Below are 20,816 nucleotides of genomic sequence, written 5' to 3' on the forward strand. Positions count from 1 at the left end.
AGTATTAACCGGCAAAAATATTTATGGGTCAAAGGATGAACCGCGGACAATTTATTTATCCCGTCCGATCTAGTATCATGAAGGAAATATTCGGAATATAAGTCGGATCATTCGAAAGAGGAGCCACATGAACAAGGATATTCATATTCTAGTCGTCGAAGACGATGCCGATATCAGCAGCTTGCTGTGCAACGTGATAAGGAGAGCCGGTTATACGCCTCAGCCCGCCTTCTCGGGGACGGAAGCTCTTCTGCAGCTCGAGCGCCGGACGTGGGAGATGGTGTTGCTCGATTTGATGCTGCCCGGCATGACGGGAGAGCAGGTGCTGGAGAAGCTGAACGGAACCGGAGTGCCGGTCATGATCGTGTCGGCCAAGAACGAAAGCCAAACGAAAGTCGCGGCTTTACGCGGAGGTGCGGACGATTTCATTACGAAGCCGTTCGACGTGGAGGAAGTGTCCGCGCGGATCGAATCGCTGCTTCGCCGATATTCGCGAACCGCTCAGCAGATTCAGCCGAAGGTACTGCGCCACAAGGGATTGGAGCTGGACGGCGAGGCCAAATCCGTGAAGGTGAACGGGGAAGGGCTTGCGCTGACGGCAAGGGAGTATGAGATTATGGCGCTGCTGCTTTCCTCGCCTCAGAAAGTGTTCACTAAAGCGAACTTGTACGAAAGCGTATGGGGCGAGTCTTTCTACGGGGACGATAATACGATCAACGTCCATATGAGCCATCTGCGCGGCAAGCTGGCCAAGGCGGCTCCGGACGTCGAGTGGATCGAGACGGTGTGGGGAATCGGATACCGGCTTCAGCCTTAAGACTCGAAAGGTTAATTGTATGTGATAAAATTCACAAATCCTTCGTTGTTTCGCCGATTTTCCCTCCATCCGTGTGATATATTGAAATAAATGGAAGACGGGGAGAGGCGGGATCGGGATGGAGGACATTTTGTCGAAACTGGTAATAGCGTCTGGAGCGGTTCAGTTTGCGGTCGTCGCGGGAAGCTTGGCCGTCCCTTATTTGCTTAACTGGCGCGGAGAGCTGGCAAAAGTACAGACGCTAATCAAGCAAATATTCTGGACGTATGCGGGCTACATCCTATGTACGAATTTGTTTTTTGCGATCGTATCCGTATTCGCAACGGAAGGTTTGTTGGACGGTTCGCGGCTGGCAACGGCATTAAACGTCTTCATAGCCTTATACTGGGCCGCGCGCGTAGTGATCCAATTCGTCTATTTCGATAAAAAGGGTCTGCCCGTCGGTGGTATTTACCGAATGGGTGAGTGGATGCTCGTCATCTGTTTTATTTTCCTAACGGTAGTGTATAGCTTGGCCGCTTGCTGGAACGAATGGGGGATGGCGCAATGAGCGCGTTCGTTCCGAGTAGCATGAAGTTCATCGCTATCGCCGTGCTTGTATGCCTCTGCATTCCGCTGCTGGGTTATTTCATCGCACAACTAAGAGTAGCCGCGATGAAACGTTCATTGTCATGGGCTCTTGCTGTGGGCTCCATCGCTTTTATCGATTTGGCGACGGCGGACGAGCCTGCCGGATTCCGAATGTCGGTTATTATTGGCGTACTTCTGTATGGTATGAAATCCGTTATATACAGCGAGTACGTCATCCGGGAGAAACGAACGATACCCTTCTTCCGATGGGTCCTATTTCACTTATGGTTCGGCATGAGGCCGTACGTCTTTATGCGGAAGAAGGATAAACCCTATGCGGATGCCTCCCGGTATTTTCTTGACGGTTTCAAGAGGCTGCTATTTGGCATCGCTCTTGTTCTGCTGTCATGGGGAATATGGAAATTCGGCATACATTTTCGCTGGAACCGCGGGCTTGCGGCGATAACCGCGACTGCCCCGCTGTTGATCGGACTCAGCTTTATCGTGCATTTCGGCGTTTTTAACCTCGTCACCGGCTACTGGAGACAGTTGGGCTACGAATGTCAGCGGCTGTTCCGCAATCCGATCCGTTCGACAAGCTTGAACGAGTTCTGGGGCAGGCGTTGGAACCTTGCTTTCTTGGAGATGACCGCATTGGGCGTGTACCGACCGTTAAGTCAAATTATCAGCCATAAGAGCGCGCTTTTTCTGGCCTTTCTGTTTTCCGGCATTCTTCATGAGCTTGCTATCAGTCTTCCCGTTCGTCAGGGTTTTGGATTGCCGATGTTATACTTTATTCTGCACGGAATCGCGATGAGCGCCGAGAGGGCCATGGAGAGAAAAGGTCGCCCGATCTCCGCAATTCCCTGGGTAGGACGGGTGTGGACGATGTCCTGGCTTCTTGTTCCGATGCCGATACTGTTTCATGCTCCATTCCTGAAAATGATCGTTTGGCCGATAGTCGGAATACGGATATCTTAAAAAATAGATAATCGGCTATTACCTTAATGATTACCTTAAGACTTTTTTAAGAATCGGCTTAAGCCTCTCTTATGGTTTTGAATTTATTGTTAAGCTATCTCATAAGGGAGGCCCAAAAGACGATGAATGATCATGTATTGCAATCTAATCAATTAACCAAGAAATTCAAGGGCGCCTTTGCCCTGGATAAAGTAAACCTGTCCATCCGCAAAGGATCGATCTACGGCTTTATCGGCCAGAACGGCGCCGGTAAATCAACGCTGATCCGCATCGCGGCCGGACTGGCTTTTCCGACCGATGGACATATCGAGCTGTTCGGTGCCGGCGGCGAACTGGAGCTCGTTCAAGCCCGCAAGCGGATCGGCTCGATTATCGAGAACCCCGCGCTGTTCCCCAACATGACGGCTGCGGAGAATTTGGAGGCGAACCGAATACTCCGCGGCATCCCCGGAAAGGAATGCATCGGTCGGACGCTGGCGCTGGTCGGTCTGCAGGACACCGGCAGGAAAAAAGCGAAAAATTTCTCGCTCGGCATGAAGCAACGGCTAGGGCTGGGAATCGCTCTGCTAAGCGATCCGGAATTTCTGATTTTGGACGAGCCGACCAACGGTCTGGATCCGATGGGCGTCGTGGAAATGCGCGAGCTTCTGGTACGGCTCAACCGCGAGCGCGGGATTACGATTCTGATCTCTAGCCATATTCTGAGCGAGGTGTATTTGCTAGCGACCCACTACGGAATCATACATCACGGCCGGCTTCTGGAGCAGCTCACGGCGCAGGAGTTGAAAGGTAAGTGCCAGCAGTACATCCATATTAAGTCCGACAATCCGGACAAAGCGTCCGCGGTCATCCAGAACGGGCTGAAAACGTCCGATTTCGAGGTGATGCCCGACGGTTCCATCAAGCTTTACGGCAAGATCGAAAGGCCGGGTGAAATATCGGCGTTGCTCGTCTCCTCCGGACTCATGCTAGAGCAATTCATGCCGATGGGCGAAGATCTGGAAAGCTATTTCACCAAGCGGATCGGGGGAATCAGCCATGTATAACCTGATTCGCGTCGAGCTGTTCAAGCTGCGCAAGGACAAGGCTTTCAGAATGCTGATGCTGCTGATCTCCGCCCTTGCTATTATCTTCCCTTTGTTTTCTTATTTCGACAACAAGACACATGGGTTCCCGCTCGTTCCGGGCATTGCCTTTTTGTTCGATTCCATCGGTATAAACAGCTTTTTTATCAAGTTCGGAACCGCCATTCTTGCCGGTTTCTTCATCGCCAACGAATATTCGACCGGCGTTATGAAAACGATCGTTTCTTCGGGCAACAGTCGCGGTAGGCTGTTCATGGCCAAGCTGATCGGGTTTGCCGCGGGAGCGATGGCGATTTCGGTTGCTTTTCCGGTAATCAGCACGATCGAGGCGACGTTGCTTGCCGGCTTCGGCCAGCCGGCGGTAGATGCGACATCCGTATTCGGACAACTGCCGCCGGGTGTCCCCGTAGCGTTCATTCTGCGCGCTTTCGGCCTGACGTTACTCTTCTCGGCAAGCTTCGCGGTAATTTCCGCTTTATTCTCGACCTTGCTGACCGAGAGCGGCAAGACGATCGGGCTCACCATTATCTTCTTCATGATGATCGATACGATTCTGTCCATGCTGGGTTCTTATTTCCCGGTCTTCGAAACCATCTATGATTATTCCGTATTTAAGCTGATCGGCCAGATCGGCGAGCCCGTTTTGGAAGTCGGTACGGTACAGATATTGCTCGTGCCGCTACTTACGATCGCAGTGGCCGGTCTGCTTGGCGCCATCGTGTTTCGTAGGAAGGAAATTAAATAACGACAGCGAGGCGGGTTAAGGGATGGCGATTTCCACGATGGTCGCGATTGCAGCAGTCGCGGCGGCGGTTCTGTTGCTTGCCCGGCTGCAAGTGACGAAGCGGGAGCTGCGACGAATGGCGGAGCAGCTTCGTCTCCGCAACGATCAGGCAGTCAGCAAAAAAATCGACGTGGCGCTTTTCGACCGGCAGGTCGAGGCGCTGGCGGAGCAGATCAATCGGCAGTCGGAGCTTATCGTTGACGCCGAAGCCGCCAGAAGACGCACGGAGAACGAGCTGCGCCAAGCCGTCGCGAACATCTCCCATGACATTCGCACGCCGTTGACATCCATATTCGGCTATATTCAATTGCTAGAGTCGGACTCTCTGACACCGGAGGAGAAGCAGGAATACGTCGCCATCGTGAAAAACCGGACGAAGCGTCTGCAGACTCTGCTGAATGATTTCTTCGAGCTGTCCGTCATCGAATCGACGGATTATTTCTTGAAGCCCGAGCGGCTTCGAATGACAGGACTGCTGTCCGATGTGCTGGTCGGCTTCTACGACCGGTTTAACGAACGCGGTCTGAAGCCGGATATCCGGCTTCCGGACGAGGAAATCATCGTCCATGCCGACGAATCCGCGGTTCGAAGGGTAATGGAAAATTTGCTCGCCAATACGATCAAGCATGCCGAGGGACGAGTGGAAATTCATCTCGAGCGGCAGCATGATCGTGCGGAGCTGACGGTCGTTAACGACGCGAAGTCTCTTGCGGGCAGCGACGTAAACCTGCTGTTCGACCGTTTCTATACGGCAGACCGGACTCGATCCGCCCAAGGGTCGGGTCTTGGTCTTTCCATCGCCAAGAGCTTAATGGAGAAAATGAACGGGTCCTTGACCGCCGAGCTTCTCGGAGACCGCTTGGCATTGAAATGCGTTTGGCACAGGGAAACTAGACTTTCCGATAACGAGCGAACGCGGCTTTTAACGGAATAACCAATGTCTATACTTGTCCTGAATCATCCACGATAAAAACGACATTCGCTGTCCTCAAAGGACGACGAAGTCGTTTTTGAAATGCTTCATGCAGAATAATGAGTTATTCATTTATACTGATCGAGTTTAAGTGGTTATTTCGACTATGGGAGGGTGTTGAGTCGTTTCGCCACTCTTCATCGAAAGCTCGATTCAAACTAACTGCTGTGCTCAGAAGTTAATACCCTGCCTGGTATTCAGGTAGGTAGTTGGAAGTGAGTGGGGTGTGAGTCATCCCTAGCAAATACGATGCTTCTCAATGTATTTTTAAAGCTCGATCAAAAACGAGCTTGGATAAAGATGTTTTTTATTCCTTTTGGTCTCCGTTTGTTCGTTTCTTTCATAAATTTCGATCTATAGTGATGTTCTTCATCCTACTTTGATTGCAAAAGCGCTTGATAACTCCAATAGCGATGATTACCATTCTACTTTTGATCAGTATTACAGCGGACACCACAATCTCGGCTTGCCGTAATAACCGTCCAAACCGGGTTATTTTACTCAAGCAGCCCCGATTTCGCCGAATAACCCGTCCAAACCAGGTTATTTTACTCAAGCAGCCCCGATTTCGCCGAATAACCCGTCCAAACCGGGTTATTTTTCTCGCGAAGCCCCATTTTCGCCGAATAACCCGTCCAAACCGGGTTACTTTCCTCGCGCAGTCCCGATTTCGCCGAATAACCCGTCCAAACCGGGTTATTTTTCTCGCGAAGCCCCATTTTCGCCGAATAACCCGTCCAAACCGGGTTATTTTTCCCGCGCAGTCCCATTTTCGCCGAATAACCCGTCCAAACCGGGTTATTTTTCTCACGCGACCCTAAATTTCGCGATTTGTCGCAATATCAGAAAGCATAAAATCTTGTGAACTTTTTATACTCATCTGATTGCTGGATACAAACGTAACCTGCCGTCCCAAGGAGGACGAAATGGAGTTTACTAACCTATTAGAAATTATATTTTATGGAGCCTTTTCCCCTCTTCTTTAAAAGGATTGACTTACCCATTATTATATTATAATGTTATAACCAGTTGAACGAATTAGAAAACTAAAATAAACCTGAAATCATGAAATCATTTTTTATGGAGGAATCATTTTGTTAGATGATACTTTGCCTGTGACATTGCAATACCAATTACGCAGTAAATTGTTCGAGAAAATCGAGAATAGATTTTGGTCCCCCGGCTCTCAAATTCCAAGCGAGCGGGAATTGTGCGATGAGTATGGCGTTAGTCGCATTACGGTACGGGAAGTACTCAAGGAATTGGTTCAAGAGGGCTATTTGGTTCGCAAGCAAGGAAAAGGCACTTTTGTATCTTTACCTAAATTCGAGCATGAGTTGTCAAGCACTTACAGTCTCTCTCAGGAAATCGAGAAGGAAGGTTTGTATTCGGATTTTAAGATTCTTGGCTTCAGAAGAACAAACGCTACCAGCCATCTGAAGAAGATTTTCGGACTATCCGATAGCGATAGCTTGTATGAAATCACGCGTCTGCGGTTTATTGGCGATGAGTTATTTGCTTGGGAAAGAGCATTTACCCCTTGTTCTCTGATGGAAGGCGCTGGAGAAGAGCAATTGCAAAAGGAAGGCTTGTACTTCACTATTTTCCGTTGTTCGGGATTAATGGCGGAGGAGGCCGAAGTAGAAGCCGAGGCGGTGAATTGTCCAGATGAAATCGCTCAGCAGCTTAAGATCAAGAAAAATACGGCCGTATTGCATCTAACGAGGGTGACGACTGCCCAAAATCGGTGCATCGAATACTGTGAAAGTTATATCCGCAGCGAAAAATATAAATACAAGTACAAACAAATCTTAAGAAAAAAAGCTTTCTATGATGGCGCATATTCGGATCATACAGACGGAAAATAAATTAGCATGTCCACCGACGAAAATAAAATCCAGATCGTTCAAAAACACGTTGAACGATCTGATTTTAAGCATACATAACATCTTGGGAAAGCCGAGGACGAGGGGAGCTTTTGCCTATTCATTGCATTAAAAGTCAGAATATTCTGTTATTTTATTCCATTTTAAGAACAACACAAACTACGAGGAGGAATTTTCTTGATAAAGGCATTTTCTGCCGCTTCGGCAGCAATGTTACTCACGGTTTCTTTGCTTTCAGCTTGCAGCGACAATAATTCGTCATCATCTACCGAAGCGGGTGAGGCCACTCCTAAGTCCGGAACGGAAAATGCTGAACAAGTGAGTAAATCCGGCTTTCCGATTGCGAATGAGCCGATTTCATTGTCGGCGATGGTCTTGTTAAGTCCGGCACAGCCAACGGAATGGAATGATATTGCAGTCTGGCAGGAATACGAGAAGATGACCGGCATTCATATCGATTGGGATGAATATACCACTGCGGATATCACGGAAAAGAGAAATTTGGCGCTTGCGAGCAACGAACTTCCAGACATCTTTTACAGAACCAAAATGCCGGATAGCGATGTCGACAAGTACGGAGCGCAAGGCTCTTTCCTCAAATTAAATGATCTAATCGATCAATATGCGCCGAACTTCAAGGCTGTCATGGAAAAGTACCCGGACGTAAAGAAGGGTATAGCAACAGCGGACGGCAGTATCTATGCTTTGCCGAACCTCACAGATTCCCCCAGCATCGAGATTACCAAGAAGCTGTTCCTCAACCAAGACTGGCTCAAGAGAACGGGTAAAAAGCTACCTACGACGACGGATGAGTTGTATGAAGTATTGAAGGCGTTCCGAAACGATGATCCGAACGGCAACGGGAAAACGGATGAAATACCTTTGACCGCCGATTCTCTCGACGATATCATGTTGGTTCTGAAAGGAGCCTTCGGGCTTGGTAATAAAGGCACCGGGAATGGCAACTGGGACGTTGATCCCGATTCGGGAAAGCTGCGCTTCTTCCCGACAAGCGAAAGCTATAAAGAACTGTTGACCTATTTGCATAAGCTGTATTCGGAAAATTTGATCGACCAGGAGATTTTTACGAATTCCGGCACGAATGTGCTTGCGAAGAATGAGCAGAACATGGTAGGCAGCTTCTCGTTCGCCAATATCGTTGCTCGCGCCAATACGAATGCCAAGGATTTTGTCGGTCTTGATACGGCTTTATCCGGTCCGAATGGCGATCATCTATTTACGAGCGCAAGGGGACATTTCGGTTCCAAAGGTGCGTTCATGATCAGCAGCACGAACAAACATCCTGAAGCGACGATGCGCTGGATCGATTATTTCTACGGCGAAGAAGGGACTCGAATGCTTTACTTAGGATTGGAAGGCCAAACCTATCAGAAGGATGCGAGCGGAAACTACGACTTTATTCCCGAGATCGTAAGCAATATACCCGAGGGGTCGTCTTTCGATCAAGTCGTTTCGAAATATGTTCCTTACGCGGGCGGTTCCTTACCCACGCTACTTCTGGAAAAGTACTTCAAAGGCGGCGAGACGGAGCCGGCAGCGAAGGCGGCGGCGGAAAAACTGGGACCTTCTCTACCCGAGGAGCTGTGGGCGCCGTTCAGCTTTACTTCAGAAGAATCCAAGGAGAAGCTGTCGCTGGAAGCGGATATTTACGGTTACGTCAGCCAACGTACCGCGGAGTTCGTACAAGGTAAAGCATCTCTCGACGAATTCGATAAGTATGTAGAATGGTTGGAGAAAATGGGACTTAACGATCTGCAAAGCATTTACGAAACCGCGTATTCGCGATATACAACGAAATAGGAATGAGCCTTACAAGACGAGAAGCTCCTAAAGGCTGGACCTCATCGGAGCTTCTCGTCTCTCTTCGCCGAAAGTTGCTAGAATCGCGTAAGCCGTTTAATCAACGAAGGGGTGCTAGTATGACATCAGGTTCGGAGGGGGGAATCGCGTTGCCTCGCTCTATTCGCAAAAATTGGGATTTATACTTGCTTATTTTACCGGTGGTCATTTATTTTCTGCTCATTAAGTATTTGCCGATGTATGGCATTCAGATTGCTTTCAAGGATTTTTCCGCCGCCAAGGGCATTTGGGGCAGCGATTGGGTAGGAATGAAACACTTCGTTCGGTTTTTTAATAACTATCAGTTTTGGACGTTAATTAAGAATACCGTTGGGATAAGCATTTTTCAAATTCTTCTCGCGTTTCCGCTGCCGATCTTTTTTGCGTTGCTGGTAAACGAGGTACGCGGCAAGTGGTTTAAGAAAAGCGTACAGTCGATTACCTTTATGCCGCATTTCCTTTCCACGGTCGTGCTTGTAGGCACGGTGATGGCTTTTCTCTCTCCTTCCACAGGCTTGGTTAACAATGTGATTCGAGCATTCGGCGGAGAGCCGATCTATTTTATGACGGAGCCGGGAATGTTCAAATTCATTTACGTGTTCTCGGATATATGGCAGAACATGGGCTTTAGTTCCGTCCTGTATATTGCGGTTCTTGCCGGCATCGATAAGCACTTATACGAGGCGGCGATGATCGATGGCGCTAGCAAGCTGAAGCGGTTGATTCATATCGCGATTCCATGCTTGATTCCGACTGCTATCATCATGCTAATCTTTCAGTTTGGCTCGATTATGGACGTCGGCTTCGAGAAAATATATCTCATGCAGAATGATCTGAATCGAACCTCGTCCAGCGTGATATCGACCTATGTATACGAGATAGGTTTACTTGGATCGCAATATAGCTTTTCGGCCGCGGTAGGATTATTCAACTCGGTGATTAACTTCGTGCTGATTATTATCGTGAATCAAACTGCCAAAAGGGTCGGCGGCACCAGCTTGTGGTGATGGAGGAATAGTAAAATGGAACACGCGAAATCGGCGAGTTGGGGAGATCGAATATACGATATTTCGATTTATACGATACTTGCGATCATTATGCTCGGAACGCTTTATCCGTTGCTATATATAGTTAGCGCGTCCTTTAGCGATCCGATTTCCATCGTAAAGGGAGAGCTTTGGCTGTTGCCGAAGCATATTACGCTGAATTCCTATGAAAAGGTATTTCATAATCCCGATATATGGATGGGTTATCGGAATTCGCTGATCTATTTGGTTGTCGGAACGACGATTAATATCGTTATGACGACAATGGGGGCCTATGTGTTATCTCGCAAGGATTTTAAGGGACGTTACGTACTGGTCTTATTTTTTACGTTTACCCTGCTCTTTAACGGCGGTTTGATTCCGACTTATCTTGTCTATAAAAATATGCTTGGACTATATAACAACTTATGGGTAATGGTGATTCCGAGCGCGATTAGCGTATGGAATTTGATTATCATGAGGACCTATTTTCAGACGGCCATTCCGGATGAAATCCAAGAAGCCGCATTTATAGACGGTTGCAGCAATATCAGAACGTTAACTAGCGTCGTGCTTCCGCTTTCTATGCCGATAATTGCCGTAATGACCATGTATTATGGCGTAGCGCACTGGAACTCTTATTTTACGGCGTTGATTTATTTGAATGATCACTGGAGGCTACCGCTGCAGATGGTCATACGTAATATTTTGATTCAAGAGGATATGTCCGCTATGGCTGGAAGCGAAGGCGAAAGTTTGGTGGAACAGCTGTTGATGGCGGAAGGGATGAGGTATGCGGTGATCGTGGTGTCGAGCATTCCGATGCTGCTGCTATATCCATTGGTTCAGAAGCATTTCGTGAAAGGCGTAATGATGGGAGCCGTTAAGGGATAAGAATACAACGCAGAATGGGTGAAGAGCGATGATCCAACATAACCAAGAAGATAATTCAAAGCAAGCCGTTTTGTTGAGCTTTGGCAAGATCGCCACGGCGGAAAACCAAATCGAAGGTTCCGAAGCGGATAAAGCGATCGATGGCCGGGACGATACATGCTGGGCGGGTGCGCCTTACTATAAGTGGTGGAAGCTCGACTTACGGCAATGCTGTCGGATCGAGCGGATTCGAATTAGCACGACTTCGGAATCCGATGACTATACGCACTATTTTATTGAAAGCAGCGAGGATAATCTGAACTGGGAAACAGTTGCGGAAAAAATAGATACGGCTTCAACGACCGGTGGAGAGCATTATGACGTGTCCTTTAAGGCCCGTTATATAAGGGTAACCGTTACATACAGCTCTTCAGGGGAAATCGCGAAGATTCGCCATTTCCAAGTATACGGTCATGAAACGGATACGTTGGAGGCGGCTTTGCCGAGCAAGGTCTCGCCTCTGAAGTTTCCTGCGATTGCATTCGATCAGGCGTACGGATTCGGCGAGATGGAAGTCGACGATATTGAGTCAGGTCAGAAAGATCAGGTGCTGGTTGGCGGAGAGGCCGGCAGTTATTTGGTTTACCGCGACGTCGATTTTACGGAAGCCGGAGTGGACCAACTGCGCGGACAATTCGGCTTTACGGATCAGGACAAAGAAAAGCGAATCACTTTGGAAGTGAGATTGGACGATCTTAACGGAGAAAAAATAGGAGAGATCGTTTTATTCAAGCAATGGATACGATGGTCGATATTGGCCGGCCGCCTGGAGCATACGAATCCGTTGCTGTTAACGGGCGTTCATGACGTTTATCTCGTGATCACGGAACCCGCGCCGCCTCAGAGTTTGATGATACATTGGCTGGCGTTCGTCCAAAAGTCGCCTCTGCCAGCGCCAAAGCCTCGTTCGAAGGCTTTACCGGCTCCGATCGACGACGAGTATAAAATCTATTTCGGCAATCTGCATAGCCATACCGGATTTTCGGATGGCATCGGGGTACCGGAGTTTGCGTTCGATTATGCGCGATATACGGCCGGTCTGGATTTTCTGGCGATCACCGAGCACAGCAATCTGTATGATCATTATCTGGACTGGGATAAAAGCCGCAAATGGGCGGATATCCAGAAGATGGCCGACCTGAAAACCGAAGACGGCGCTTTCCTCGCCCTAATCGGAGCAGAAACGACTTGGTACAATCAATTCGGTCATATGAATACGTACAATATGGACTTTTTTATTAACGCCTACGAAACCCAATATAACGATATTCCGACTTACTACGACACATTAAAGCAATATCCCGATTCGATTCATCAATGGAATCATCCGTGGTCATGCGGCAAACGTCATCTCGATGGGTTTGATCCTTACGATGCGCAGTTGGATGAAGTGCTGCAAATGATAGAGATCAACACGATTGAATCGAAGGAGCTCGGCGGTCTCTATTATTATGTCATGGCGCTGGATAAGGGTTGGCATGTATCGCCCGTAGGCAGCCAAGATAATCATCACGGGCAGTGGGGAACGCAAAACACTCTTCGGACGGGGTTATTGGTGGACGAACTGACAAGAGAGCACTTCTTCGATGCAGTCAGACATCATCGCGTATACTTTACGTCGGCGCTTCATTTGAAGGTGTGGTTCAAGGTGAACGGTGCCATTATGGGGTCGAGAATCAAATGTGCCGATACGCTGGAAATCGATATTAAGGCTTTGTACGGCGTCGACACGGGCAGCCGAATCGTCAAGGCAGAGATCATCGGCGAGCAGGGACGCGTGCTTCATGCGATTAATCTGAAAAGTAAGCAACTTGATTATAAGTTTTCGTTGCCAAGCGCAGATCGCTATTACTTCGCGAAGGTGTATCAAGAGGATGGCGAATTTGCGGCGACTTCGCCGGTTTGGATAGAAACGGAGTAACAGTGAACCGATTACAAGACGTTTGATCAGACTTACGTGCGCTTAAGGAGTTGTTGTCATTTGGATAGCCTTTATTCTTGGCTCTCAGAAGATACGATCCATTACTTTAATCAGTATTACGAGATATACATTCGTATTGCTCTTAGTGCTATTCTTGGCTTTATAATCGGTTGGGATCGGGAATCCAAAAGCAAACCCGCCGGGTTAAAAACCTATATGTACGTCTGCGTCGCGAGCGCATTGATTACCTTGATTTCGATTTACAGCGTTGGCGAATTCAGTACGCTGCATAAGAACACAATGATGGACCCGATGCGTTTGACTGCTCAAATCGTATCCGGACTCGGTTTTCTAGGTGCAGGCGTCATTCTTAAAGACGGCTTGAAGGTCAAAGGCCTTACATCCGCTGCCATGATTCTGTTCGTCGGCGGGGTGGGTATCGGCATCGGCGCGGGATTCTATAGCTTGGTTATATTTGCGGTCGTACTCTGTATGACCCTAGCCAGAATTGCCAACGTAATAGAAAATCAAAAGTATAAAAAAGGACAACCGATAAGTAATATTAGAAATTCGGATGTGCAAGAGCTGACCGAATAATGATTTACGGTACTTGGCGAGGGATCGGCCGCCGCTGGTCTAGCGCACAAAAACTGAGCGCACAGCGGTGAGGGATCGGCCGCCGCGTGTACTAGCGCACAAAAACTGTGCGCAAGGGCGGTGAGGGACGGCCGCCGCGTGTACTAGCGCACAAAAACTGTGCGCAAGGGCGGTGGGGGATCGGCCGCCGCGTGTACTAGCGCACAAAAACTGTGCGCAAGGGCGGTGGGGGATCGGCCGCCGCTGATCTAGCGCACAAAAACTATGCGCAAGGGCGGTGAAGGGACTGCCGCCGCGTGTACTAGCGCACAAAAACTGTGCGCAAGGGCGGTGAAGGGACTGCCGCAGCGTGTCTAGCGCACAAAAACTGTGCGCAAGGGCGGTGAGGGACTGCCGCCGCGGACTTAGCGCACAAAAACTGTGCGCAAGGGCGGTGAGGGAAAGCCGCCGCGTGTTTAGCGCACAAAAACTGTGCGCAAGGGCGGTGAGGGAGCGGCCGCCGCGTGTTTAGCGCACAAAAACTGTGCGCAAGGGCGGTGAGGGAGCGGCCGCCGCGTGTTTAGCGCACAAAAACTATGCGCAAGGGCGGTGAGGGAGCGGCCGCCGCTGATCTAGCGCACAAAAACTGTGCGCAACGGCCAAGATGAAACCGCCGCCGCACGTCTAGCGCACAAATAATGTGCGCAACAGCCACCAACGAGGCGCCTCCCGCATACCTCGCGCACCCTTTTTGTAGATAATAATTGCAAACTCGTTGGAGTGCAGGTATATTATCCTATGAGTGTATAGGTCGTGAAGAACACGCCGCTAGCTCCGGAATCGATTCCGGACTGGCGGCTATTTTTTATTCCGGAGGAGAAGTAGATGGAGAATGTCGAAATGAATCCGCAACTGCATGCGGCATACAATCAGTGGTTGGCGTCTCAAATCAAGTCGAGCTCTAGAGAGCGGCGTCAACGTCTGAAGAAAGGCCTGAGCTTTTCTTCGAAGCAATTCGTTATCCGCATATTATGGCCGGCATTCGGGAGTTTTGACGGATGGCTTGCGGAGTACGAGGTCATCGACTTTAAAGACGGTTATCGCTACTTGGATTTGGCTAAGCCATCGGTCGCCATCAAAATAGCTATTGAAATCGACGATAAAGGTACGCATGGTTCGAATGCGGATGCCCATAAATTTTCGGATGACCGGTTCCGTCAAAATGACCTCATAATCGACGATTGGAAAGTGTTAAGGTTTTCTTTCAGAAGCATCATGGATCAGCCCCGTCGCTGCCAGCAACAATTAATGCACGCTTTGGCGAAATGGGGGCTTGAATCGAATAGGATAGAACCAGCATTAAAGCCGGCCGAAACGGCTATTTACAAATTTGTCGAAAATAGAGCGGAGTCCTTCTCCCCGGCTACCCTTGCGAAAGCGGTAGGCATTCATCGAAATACGGCAGTCAAACATCTTAAGTCGCTTGTCGCAAAAGGCAAAGTCATGCCGGATGCTAGCAAACCCGGTGGTCCTATCAGGCGGTATCGAAGCAAAAAAGGGTACTTGTAAGGCAGGCTGTATCACTCTTGTTCTCTGAAACTTGTTCTCTGAACGGGACTTATATACACGTACTATTCTGTCTATAGAGGCGCGGGCTGACTCCCTTGTGCGACCGGGTTCAAGTGACGCCGTGTAACCTGAAAGAGGCTGCTCAGAACATTCTTGAGCAGCCTCTTGCTGTACATCGTCTGTTTTAGCGGACATTTTCGCACGAAATATTTATTCCCGTTGCCCCTGATTCACCATCGGTTGCTGCTGTTGAGGGGCAGTCTGCGCCGGCATTTCCATGTAATGTTTTTGACACATCATGTTGGAAATACGAGGCACGTAGACGACATCCCCGGGGCTCAATTGACTCTTCGCGGCTAGCTGCGGGTTGGCTTCCTCCAATATAGTATGAGGCATGTTATATTGGTAGCCTACCGTAGCCATTGTATCGCCTGGCCGAGCTTGGTGCTGCGCGAATAACGTATCGTTAGCTGCTTCGTCTCTGATAAAGGGAAAGAAAAACGGGGAGAAAAAGAAAGACGGGTACAAGAAACGATTGGCGAAATAGGGACTAGGAAACGGACGGAAAAAGGGGCGACCAAAACCACCGCCGCCGAAACCACCGCCACCGAATCCCCCGCCACCGAAGCCGCCACCGCCAAAACCTCCACCAAATCCGCCGCCCGGGAAAAAACCACGATCCATGTCATAACCTCCGCGTAAAAATAGTCATTTGTCTCTTACAGGGTATTACTTAATGGGCGATTGGTTACATATCGATGAAAATAAAGCCAGACAGGGTCGGACGCGGCTTGGCCGCTTCGAAATTACCGTTTGTCTGTTTTGTGCGTATTTGCATCGAAAATATCCATTCCGAAAGCGCCTTCATTTCGCTATAATGAATTCAATCATTCCAGAGCGAAGGTTGTGAGCGGTTTGTATCGGACAATCTTTGTTCTTCTATTCATTGCCTTGCTCGGTTCCTCTTGCCAATCTGGACCGGGGAATCGTTACGAGCTTGTGTACTCTATGGAGCCCGTGAGTTCATCTGGACATTCCGCGCCCCAATCGACGGATGAACCTCAGCGGAAATACAAGATCGCCTTTGTGCCGAAGGGAACGGAGATAGACTATTTCAATTACGCGGCCCAAGGAGCGCAGGAAGCTGCGCGTAATCTCGGCGTCGAGGTGCTATTCCGCGGCTCGACGATCGCGGATGCCGGCCTTCAGATCGAAGCCGTAGAGCGATTGATCGAGGAGAAGGTCGATCTCATAGCCATATCCGCGAACGATCCCGTTAAGCTCGTGCCGGTACTCGAGGAAGCGAGGGCTGCAGGGATCAAGGTTATCACCTGGGATGCCGATACGCTGCCGGAGGGAAGAGAGTTCTTCGTCAATATGGTCGATCCCGAGGTGCTGGGAAGACATCTCTTGGATACGTTGGCATCTACGATGGGAGAGGCCGGCAATTATGCCATTATGACCGGCTCGTTCTCCGCCGCCAATCTGAACGAATGGTTAAAATGGATCAATGTCCAACAAAGAGAATATTACCCGGACTTGAATCTCGTTGCGACGGTAGCTACCGACGACGATCGGGATAAGGCATACGAGGTTGCCAATAAGCTGCTTATGGACTATCCCGACCTAAACGGGATCATCGGGAACTCCTCCGTCGGGCCGCCGGCCGCCGCGCAAGCGGTTAAAGAAGCGGGAAAAGCGGGCAGCGTCAAAGTCGTGGGATTATCGAATCCCAATCTGATGAGGGATTATCTGCACGAGGGATCGGCGCAAGTAGCGACGCTATGGAGCCCGAAGAAGCTCGGATACTTGACGATCGCTCTGGCTTGCAACTACTTGAACGAGGTACTGCCGGTCGACGGCCAGGCCGTCGAAGGAGTCGGGATCGTCCGAGTGAACGGAGACATGGTCATTATGGGGGAGCCGCTGGACTTCAACGCGGAGAATGTGGATCAGTATGACTTCTAAGCGCTGGCGAGGGTTCGAGTTCCGGAACTATCCGATCGCCTATAAATTGATCGTATCCTATACGTTATTAACGGCGCTGCCGCTATTGCTCCTTGTCTATATTTCTTATACGCAATACGCGAGATCGGTCGAGGAACAGATCGGGGAGTATATGCCGCGATTCCTGTACCAAGCCAACGCGGACGTCGGGAAACATATCGACGAGTTGACGACTCTTCCCGAGATTCTGTTCAACTCGGACAGCATACTGGCGATCTTAAGACGTACCTCCTATACCCAACGCTCCGAGCTGAACCGCGATCAGTACGCGATGAACAGTTACTTGGCGCGTACTTATACGAACGGGAGGAACGCCGACGTGCTCGGAGTTTTCGTCGTTTCGAACGATAGGCTGTTTTCCAGCTCCAAATTGAACTTCAAGGAAACCGATTGGAGCCGGACGATCACCGATTACGCCGCGGGAATCGAACCGAGCGGGAAAGTCAGAATCATTCTTCCGGACGAAATCGACGTTCAATTCGAGAGCGACGTTCCTTACGTCTTTATGCTTCAACAGATCAACGACGTCGATAACCGCAAATATTTAGGGACCATGCTCATCGCGGTCGACTTGTCGTTCATAGACGATATCGTGCGCAACTTCGAGAAGAATGCCAGGGCGGACTTATGGGTCATGAATCCGTCCGGGAAAATCATCTATCACACGAATCGGCACCTGATCGGCAGCGAGGACAAGGATGTCGCCAAATATCCGACGCTTAACGGAAGCTTCCGGACGAACGCCACCGGACAAGACAGGCTTGTCAGCGTCAATCAGACTACCGACCGGGGATGGATTCTTCTCCACAGCATTCCGCTGCGGGATCTGACCGAGAGAACGGATCTGGTTCGTAACGTAACGGTATTCGTGCTGATCGGAATTATCATTCTGACTTCGGTCATCGGAGTTATCATTTCTTATAGCATGACACGCCCTCTCAAGAAGCTTACCGGATTGATGAAGACGGTCGAGATGGGAGATTTTCAGGTGGATCTCAAGGTCCAGCGCGGGGACGAGGTCGGGATGCTGGCTCGGAGCTTCAATTCGATGATCGCGACGATTCGCGATCTGATTCAGCAAAACTATCAAATCGAAATTCGCCAGAAAAACGCCGAGCTGTACGCCCTGCAATCGCAGATTAATCCCCACTTCATGTACAATACGCTCGAAACGATCGGAATGGCTGTGGAAGAAGGAGAGACGGAGGTGGTCGTAGACATGGTCACGCTACTTGGCCGCATGCTGCGATTCTCCGTGTCCAATCAGTCGAAATTCGTGACCATCGCGGAGGAAGTGCAGCACGTAAGGGATTATCTGACGATCCAGAAGTTCCGCTTCGAAGACAGGGTAAGCTTCGAGATCGTCCATCACATGAACGAGAATGACTTCCATACGCTCTTCATTCCGAAATTCATCCTGCAGCCTATCGTCGAGAATTCGATCAAATACGGCTTGGAAACCCGAAAGACGCTCGAGATCCATATCGCCGTCAGCGAGGAATTCGGAGCGCGTTCGGGAAAAAGGGACGTCGTCCTGCGGATTCGCGATAATGGTCCGGGGATTCCCCCCGATAGAGTCATAGAGCTGGAGCAATCGCTTAAGAAAAGCAGTCTGGAAAGCCGAAGCTCGCATTTCGGCCTCGTTAACGTCAATGCCAGAATCGTCATGATGCATGGCGCGGACTACGGACTGCAACTGCACAGCATAGTGGGCAAGGGCACGGAAATCATGATTCGAATTCCGATGACGCGCGGGGAGGCGATCTCGAATGCAAACGATTAGAACTATGATTGTGGATGACGAAGCCCGCATCCGGCGAGGAATCGAGCGCCTCGTTACCTCCTGCGGGGAAGGCTGGGAGATCGTGGCGACCGCTAGCGACGGAAGGGAAGCGCTCGACTATTTCGAGAGTTCGGACGGAGCCGTCGATCTGCTCATTACGGACGTGAAGATGCCGGAGATGGATGGATTGACGTTAATCAAGGAAGCGAAGAAGCGATATTCCTTCTATCCGCTGCTCATAAGCGGCTACGATGATTTTTCCTACCTGCAGGCGGCATTGCGCGAAGGCGCGCTTGACTACCTGTTAAAGCCCGTGGATCGAGAACAATTTCGCGTTCGTATGAGCGAAATCAGGCTGATTATAGCCAACGGCAAATATCAGAGCCTGAAGAAGGGAGAAATGGAACGCGAAGCGGAGAAGCTCAAGAAAACCCGGCAAACCCAAGCTTTGAGCTATATCACCTCCATGGGGATCGATATGACGTCATTGGGATATTGGGTAGACGAGTTCCCGAGCGGAGCGTATCTTCTGTTCTCCGTCCGCTTCGGCGCTCTTCCCGTTAAAGCCCGTGCCTACAAGCCTAATGATTGGAAGGCGTTCTACTTTGCCTTAGACAATATCCTCGGGGAGCTTCTGGACAACCAGATCGGGAATTCGAATCGGAGAGGATGGAGCTGGCGGGGAGGGGAAACCGAATATTGGTTGCTGCTGCACGGTCCGGATCCCGATTACGATTGGGAAACGTCCGCCTATGAATTGGCGAATCGAATCCGTTCCGCCATTCAGACCTATACGCCTTTCTCGGTATCCGTCGCGTACGGGGACCTGATCGAGGATTTGTATTTGCTTCCCGAGGCGGGACGCCAAGCTTCGACCTTGATGAACTATCGTTTCCTACATGGGGGGAACCGGATATTCCGGCCATCCGGCGAGATGGAAGAAGAGAAGGTTTCGACTTCGGACGATAAAGAATTAACTCAAACGGTTCAGAAAATGAAGCGCGGCGTCGAACAAGGAAATGCCGAAGAGTCGGCCGAATACGCCAAGCAGTTCTTTCAGCTATTGGACCGGCTGGAATCTCCGGAAAGGTTGCGGAAAGCCGTACAGAACGCGATGATCCTGATTCATTCCGCGGCGTTGGAAAGCCGAGGCGGCATCGCGAATTCGACTTCGATCGAAGATGAACTTCGCAAGGCGGAGAAGGCAACCGATCTGCACGAGTTGAAGCGGTGCGTGAAGCAGTTGATGGATCGGGTGATCGGCCTCATTCAAGCCGCCCGGGAGAGCAATAACATGAAGCCGGTCGAGCAAGCGAAGAGCTGGATCAAGTTAAACGCGGGACAGGAAGTCACGATCAAGAAAATCGCGGACCAAGTATTCATGAATCCGACGTATTTCAGCGAGCTGTTCAAGCTGCAAACCGGCGAAACCGTTCTCGATTATTTGACCCGGGAGAGAATGGCCATGGCTCAGGAGCTGTTGGCGGTACCTCGGTTAAAGCTTCAGGAAATATGCGAGCGGGTAGGCTACCAGGACGTCAAATATTTCAGTCGGCTGTTCAAGCAATGGACGGGTCAGACCCCGTCTAAATTCAGGGAACGATACATCGTTCAAAGAGGAGACGATACGCATGCGGAAGAACGGCAGCAATAAGTTTGCATGGACATGGACGATCAAGGAGGAATTCTTGGAGGAATACGTCGCGCTTCACTTGGAGCCTTGGCCGGAGATCATGGCCGAGCATTCCCGCGCGGGTATTCGGAATTACTCGATATTCCAGAATGGCAATCGATTCTTCTATTGCTTCGAATGCGACGACGTGGAAGGGGCGTTTAAGACCATCGCGGAGAGCGAAGCGTGCAATCGCTGGAACGCGATCACCTCGAAGATGGTCGAAGGCTCCTTCGATTTCAACGAAGCCGAGCCGATCAAGCCTATGCGCGAAGTATTTTATTTGAAATAAGACGATTTCGAACGCCCCGATCCATCTTGCCGATGGACTCGGGGTATTTTTTTATTCCGAACGCCCGTGGTTTATCCCCCCT

The 20,816-nt window shown here is 50.0% G+C and carries 19 protein-coding genes; 17 read left to right on the forward strand and 2 right to left on the reverse strand.

Annotation, left to right across the window (positions count from 1 at the left end):
* Positions 1–127 precede the first annotated feature (127 nt).
* From DFP95_RS05160 to DFP95_RS05185, 6 genes are all read left to right on the forward strand, one after another.
* Complete coding sequence (locus DFP95_RS05160) at positions 128–817, forward strand: response regulator transcription factor (protein ID WP_115991520.1); 690 nt, start codon at positions 128–130, stop codon at positions 815–817.
* A 130-nt stretch (positions 818–947) separates the two neighbouring features.
* On the forward strand, positions 948–1,367 hold the full coding sequence (locus tag DFP95_RS05165) for a hypothetical protein (protein WP_147304134.1): 420 nt from the start codon (positions 948–950) through the stop codon (positions 1,365–1,367).
* The gene (locus DFP95_RS05170) at positions 1,364–2,368 is read left to right on the forward strand and encodes a wax synthase family protein (RefSeq protein ID WP_181907265.1); all 1,005 of its coding nucleotides are present in this window, start codon (positions 1,364–1,366) and stop codon (positions 2,366–2,368) included. The genes DFP95_RS05165 and DFP95_RS05170 overlap by 4 nt, the downstream gene beginning before the upstream one ends.
* Positions 2,369–2,490: 122 nt before the next feature.
* Positions 2,491–3,414 (forward strand): ATP-binding cassette domain-containing protein, encoded by a 924-nt coding sequence (locus tag DFP95_RS05175; protein WP_115991523.1) that lies wholly within the window; start codon positions 2,491–2,493, stop codon positions 3,412–3,414.
* A complete protein-coding gene (locus DFP95_RS05180) occupies positions 3,407–4,198 on the forward strand; it encodes an ABC transporter permease (protein WP_115991524.1) in 792 nt (263 codons plus the stop codon). The genes DFP95_RS05175 and DFP95_RS05180 overlap by 8 nt, the downstream gene beginning before the upstream one ends.
* Before the next feature lie 22 nt (positions 4,199–4,220).
* Positions 4,221–5,171 (forward strand): sensor histidine kinase, encoded by a 951-nt coding sequence (locus DFP95_RS05185; protein WP_245987372.1) that lies wholly within the window; start codon positions 4,221–4,223, stop codon positions 5,169–5,171.
* Between the two features lie 587 nt (positions 5,172–5,758).
* On the opposite strand, the gene DFP95_RS28810 is transcribed toward DFP95_RS05185, so the two are convergent.
* Positions 5,759–5,980 (reverse strand): hypothetical protein, encoded by a 222-nt coding sequence (locus DFP95_RS28810; protein WP_181907266.1) that lies wholly within the window; start codon positions 5,978–5,980, stop codon positions 5,759–5,761.
* A 345-nt stretch (positions 5,981–6,325) separates the two neighbouring features.
* On the opposite strand from DFP95_RS28810, the gene DFP95_RS05195 reads away from it, so the two are divergent.
* The 7 genes from DFP95_RS05195 (at position 6,326) to DFP95_RS05225 (ending at position 14,980) form a co-directional block, all read left to right on the forward strand.
* Positions 6,326–7,078, forward strand: coding sequence for a GntR family transcriptional regulator (locus DFP95_RS05195; protein ID WP_281273395.1), 753 nt, complete (start codon positions 6,326–6,328; stop codon positions 7,076–7,078).
* A gap of 195 nt (positions 7,079–7,273) precedes the next feature.
* Positions 7,274–8,917, forward strand: coding sequence for an extracellular solute-binding protein (locus tag DFP95_RS05200; RefSeq protein ID WP_115991526.1), 1,644 nt, complete (start codon positions 7,274–7,276; stop codon positions 8,915–8,917).
* Positions 8,918–9,036: 119 nt separating this feature from the next.
* Positions 9,037–9,963 (forward strand): ABC transporter permease, encoded by a 927-nt coding sequence (locus tag DFP95_RS05205; RefSeq protein ID WP_115991527.1) that lies wholly within the window; start codon positions 9,037–9,039, stop codon positions 9,961–9,963.
* Between the two features lie 15 nt (positions 9,964–9,978).
* Positions 9,979–10,875 carry a carbohydrate ABC transporter permease gene (locus DFP95_RS05210; protein WP_115991528.1) on the forward strand — a complete coding sequence of 299 codons (897 nt, stop codon included), beginning with the start codon at positions 9,979–9,981 and terminating at the stop codon, positions 10,873–10,875.
* A gap of 28 nt (positions 10,876–10,903) precedes the next feature.
* Complete coding sequence (locus tag DFP95_RS05215) at positions 10,904–12,835, forward strand: CehA/McbA family metallohydrolase (RefSeq protein ID WP_115991529.1); 1,932 nt, start codon at positions 10,904–10,906, stop codon at positions 12,833–12,835.
* Positions 12,836–12,895: 60 nt separating this feature from the next.
* Positions 12,896–13,432, forward strand: a complete 537-nt coding sequence (locus tag DFP95_RS05220; protein WP_245987374.1) for an MgtC/SapB family protein — start codon at positions 12,896–12,898, stop codon at positions 13,430–13,432.
* Positions 13,433–14,296: 864 nt separating this feature from the next.
* Positions 14,297–14,980, forward strand: a complete 684-nt coding sequence (locus DFP95_RS05225) for a helix-turn-helix domain-containing protein (RefSeq protein ID WP_115991530.1) — start codon at positions 14,297–14,299, stop codon at positions 14,978–14,980.
* A 210-nt stretch (positions 14,981–15,190) separates the two neighbouring features.
* On the opposite strand, the gene DFP95_RS05230 is transcribed toward DFP95_RS05225, so the two are convergent.
* Positions 15,191–15,664 carry a LysM peptidoglycan-binding domain-containing protein gene (locus DFP95_RS05230; protein ID WP_181907267.1) on the reverse strand — a complete coding sequence of 158 codons (474 nt, stop codon included), beginning with the start codon at positions 15,662–15,664 and terminating at the stop codon, positions 15,191–15,193.
* Between the two features lie 324 nt (positions 15,665–15,988).
* Here DFP95_RS05230 and DFP95_RS05235 point away from each other — a divergent pair, with 324 nt between their 5' ends.
* The 4 genes from DFP95_RS05235 to DFP95_RS05250 are packed head-to-tail and all read left to right on the forward strand — an operon-like array spanning position 15,989 to position 20,734.
* On the forward strand, positions 15,989–16,948 hold the full coding sequence (locus DFP95_RS05235) for an autoinducer 2 ABC transporter substrate-binding protein (protein ID WP_115991531.1): 960 nt from the start codon (positions 15,989–15,991) through the stop codon (positions 16,946–16,948).
* A complete protein-coding gene (locus tag DFP95_RS05240; protein WP_115991532.1) occupies positions 16,938–18,770 on the forward strand; it encodes a sensor histidine kinase in 1,833 nt (610 codons plus the stop codon). The genes DFP95_RS05235 and DFP95_RS05240 overlap by 11 nt, the downstream gene beginning before the upstream one ends.
* Positions 18,757–20,424 (forward strand): response regulator transcription factor, encoded by a 1,668-nt coding sequence (locus DFP95_RS05245; RefSeq protein WP_115991533.1) that lies wholly within the window; start codon positions 18,757–18,759, stop codon positions 20,422–20,424. Before DFP95_RS05240 ends, DFP95_RS05245 begins: the two co-directional genes overlap by 14 nt.
* Complete coding sequence (locus DFP95_RS05250) at positions 20,402–20,734, forward strand: L-rhamnose mutarotase (RefSeq protein ID WP_115991534.1); 333 nt, start codon at positions 20,402–20,404, stop codon at positions 20,732–20,734. The genes DFP95_RS05245 and DFP95_RS05250 overlap by 23 nt, the downstream gene beginning before the upstream one ends.
* Positions 20,735–20,816: the final 82 nt, after the last annotated feature.

Source organism: Cohnella lupini (genome assembly GCF_003386205.1).
Classification (GTDB): Bacteria; Bacillota; Bacilli; order Paenibacillales; family Paenibacillaceae; genus Cohnella; species Cohnella lupini.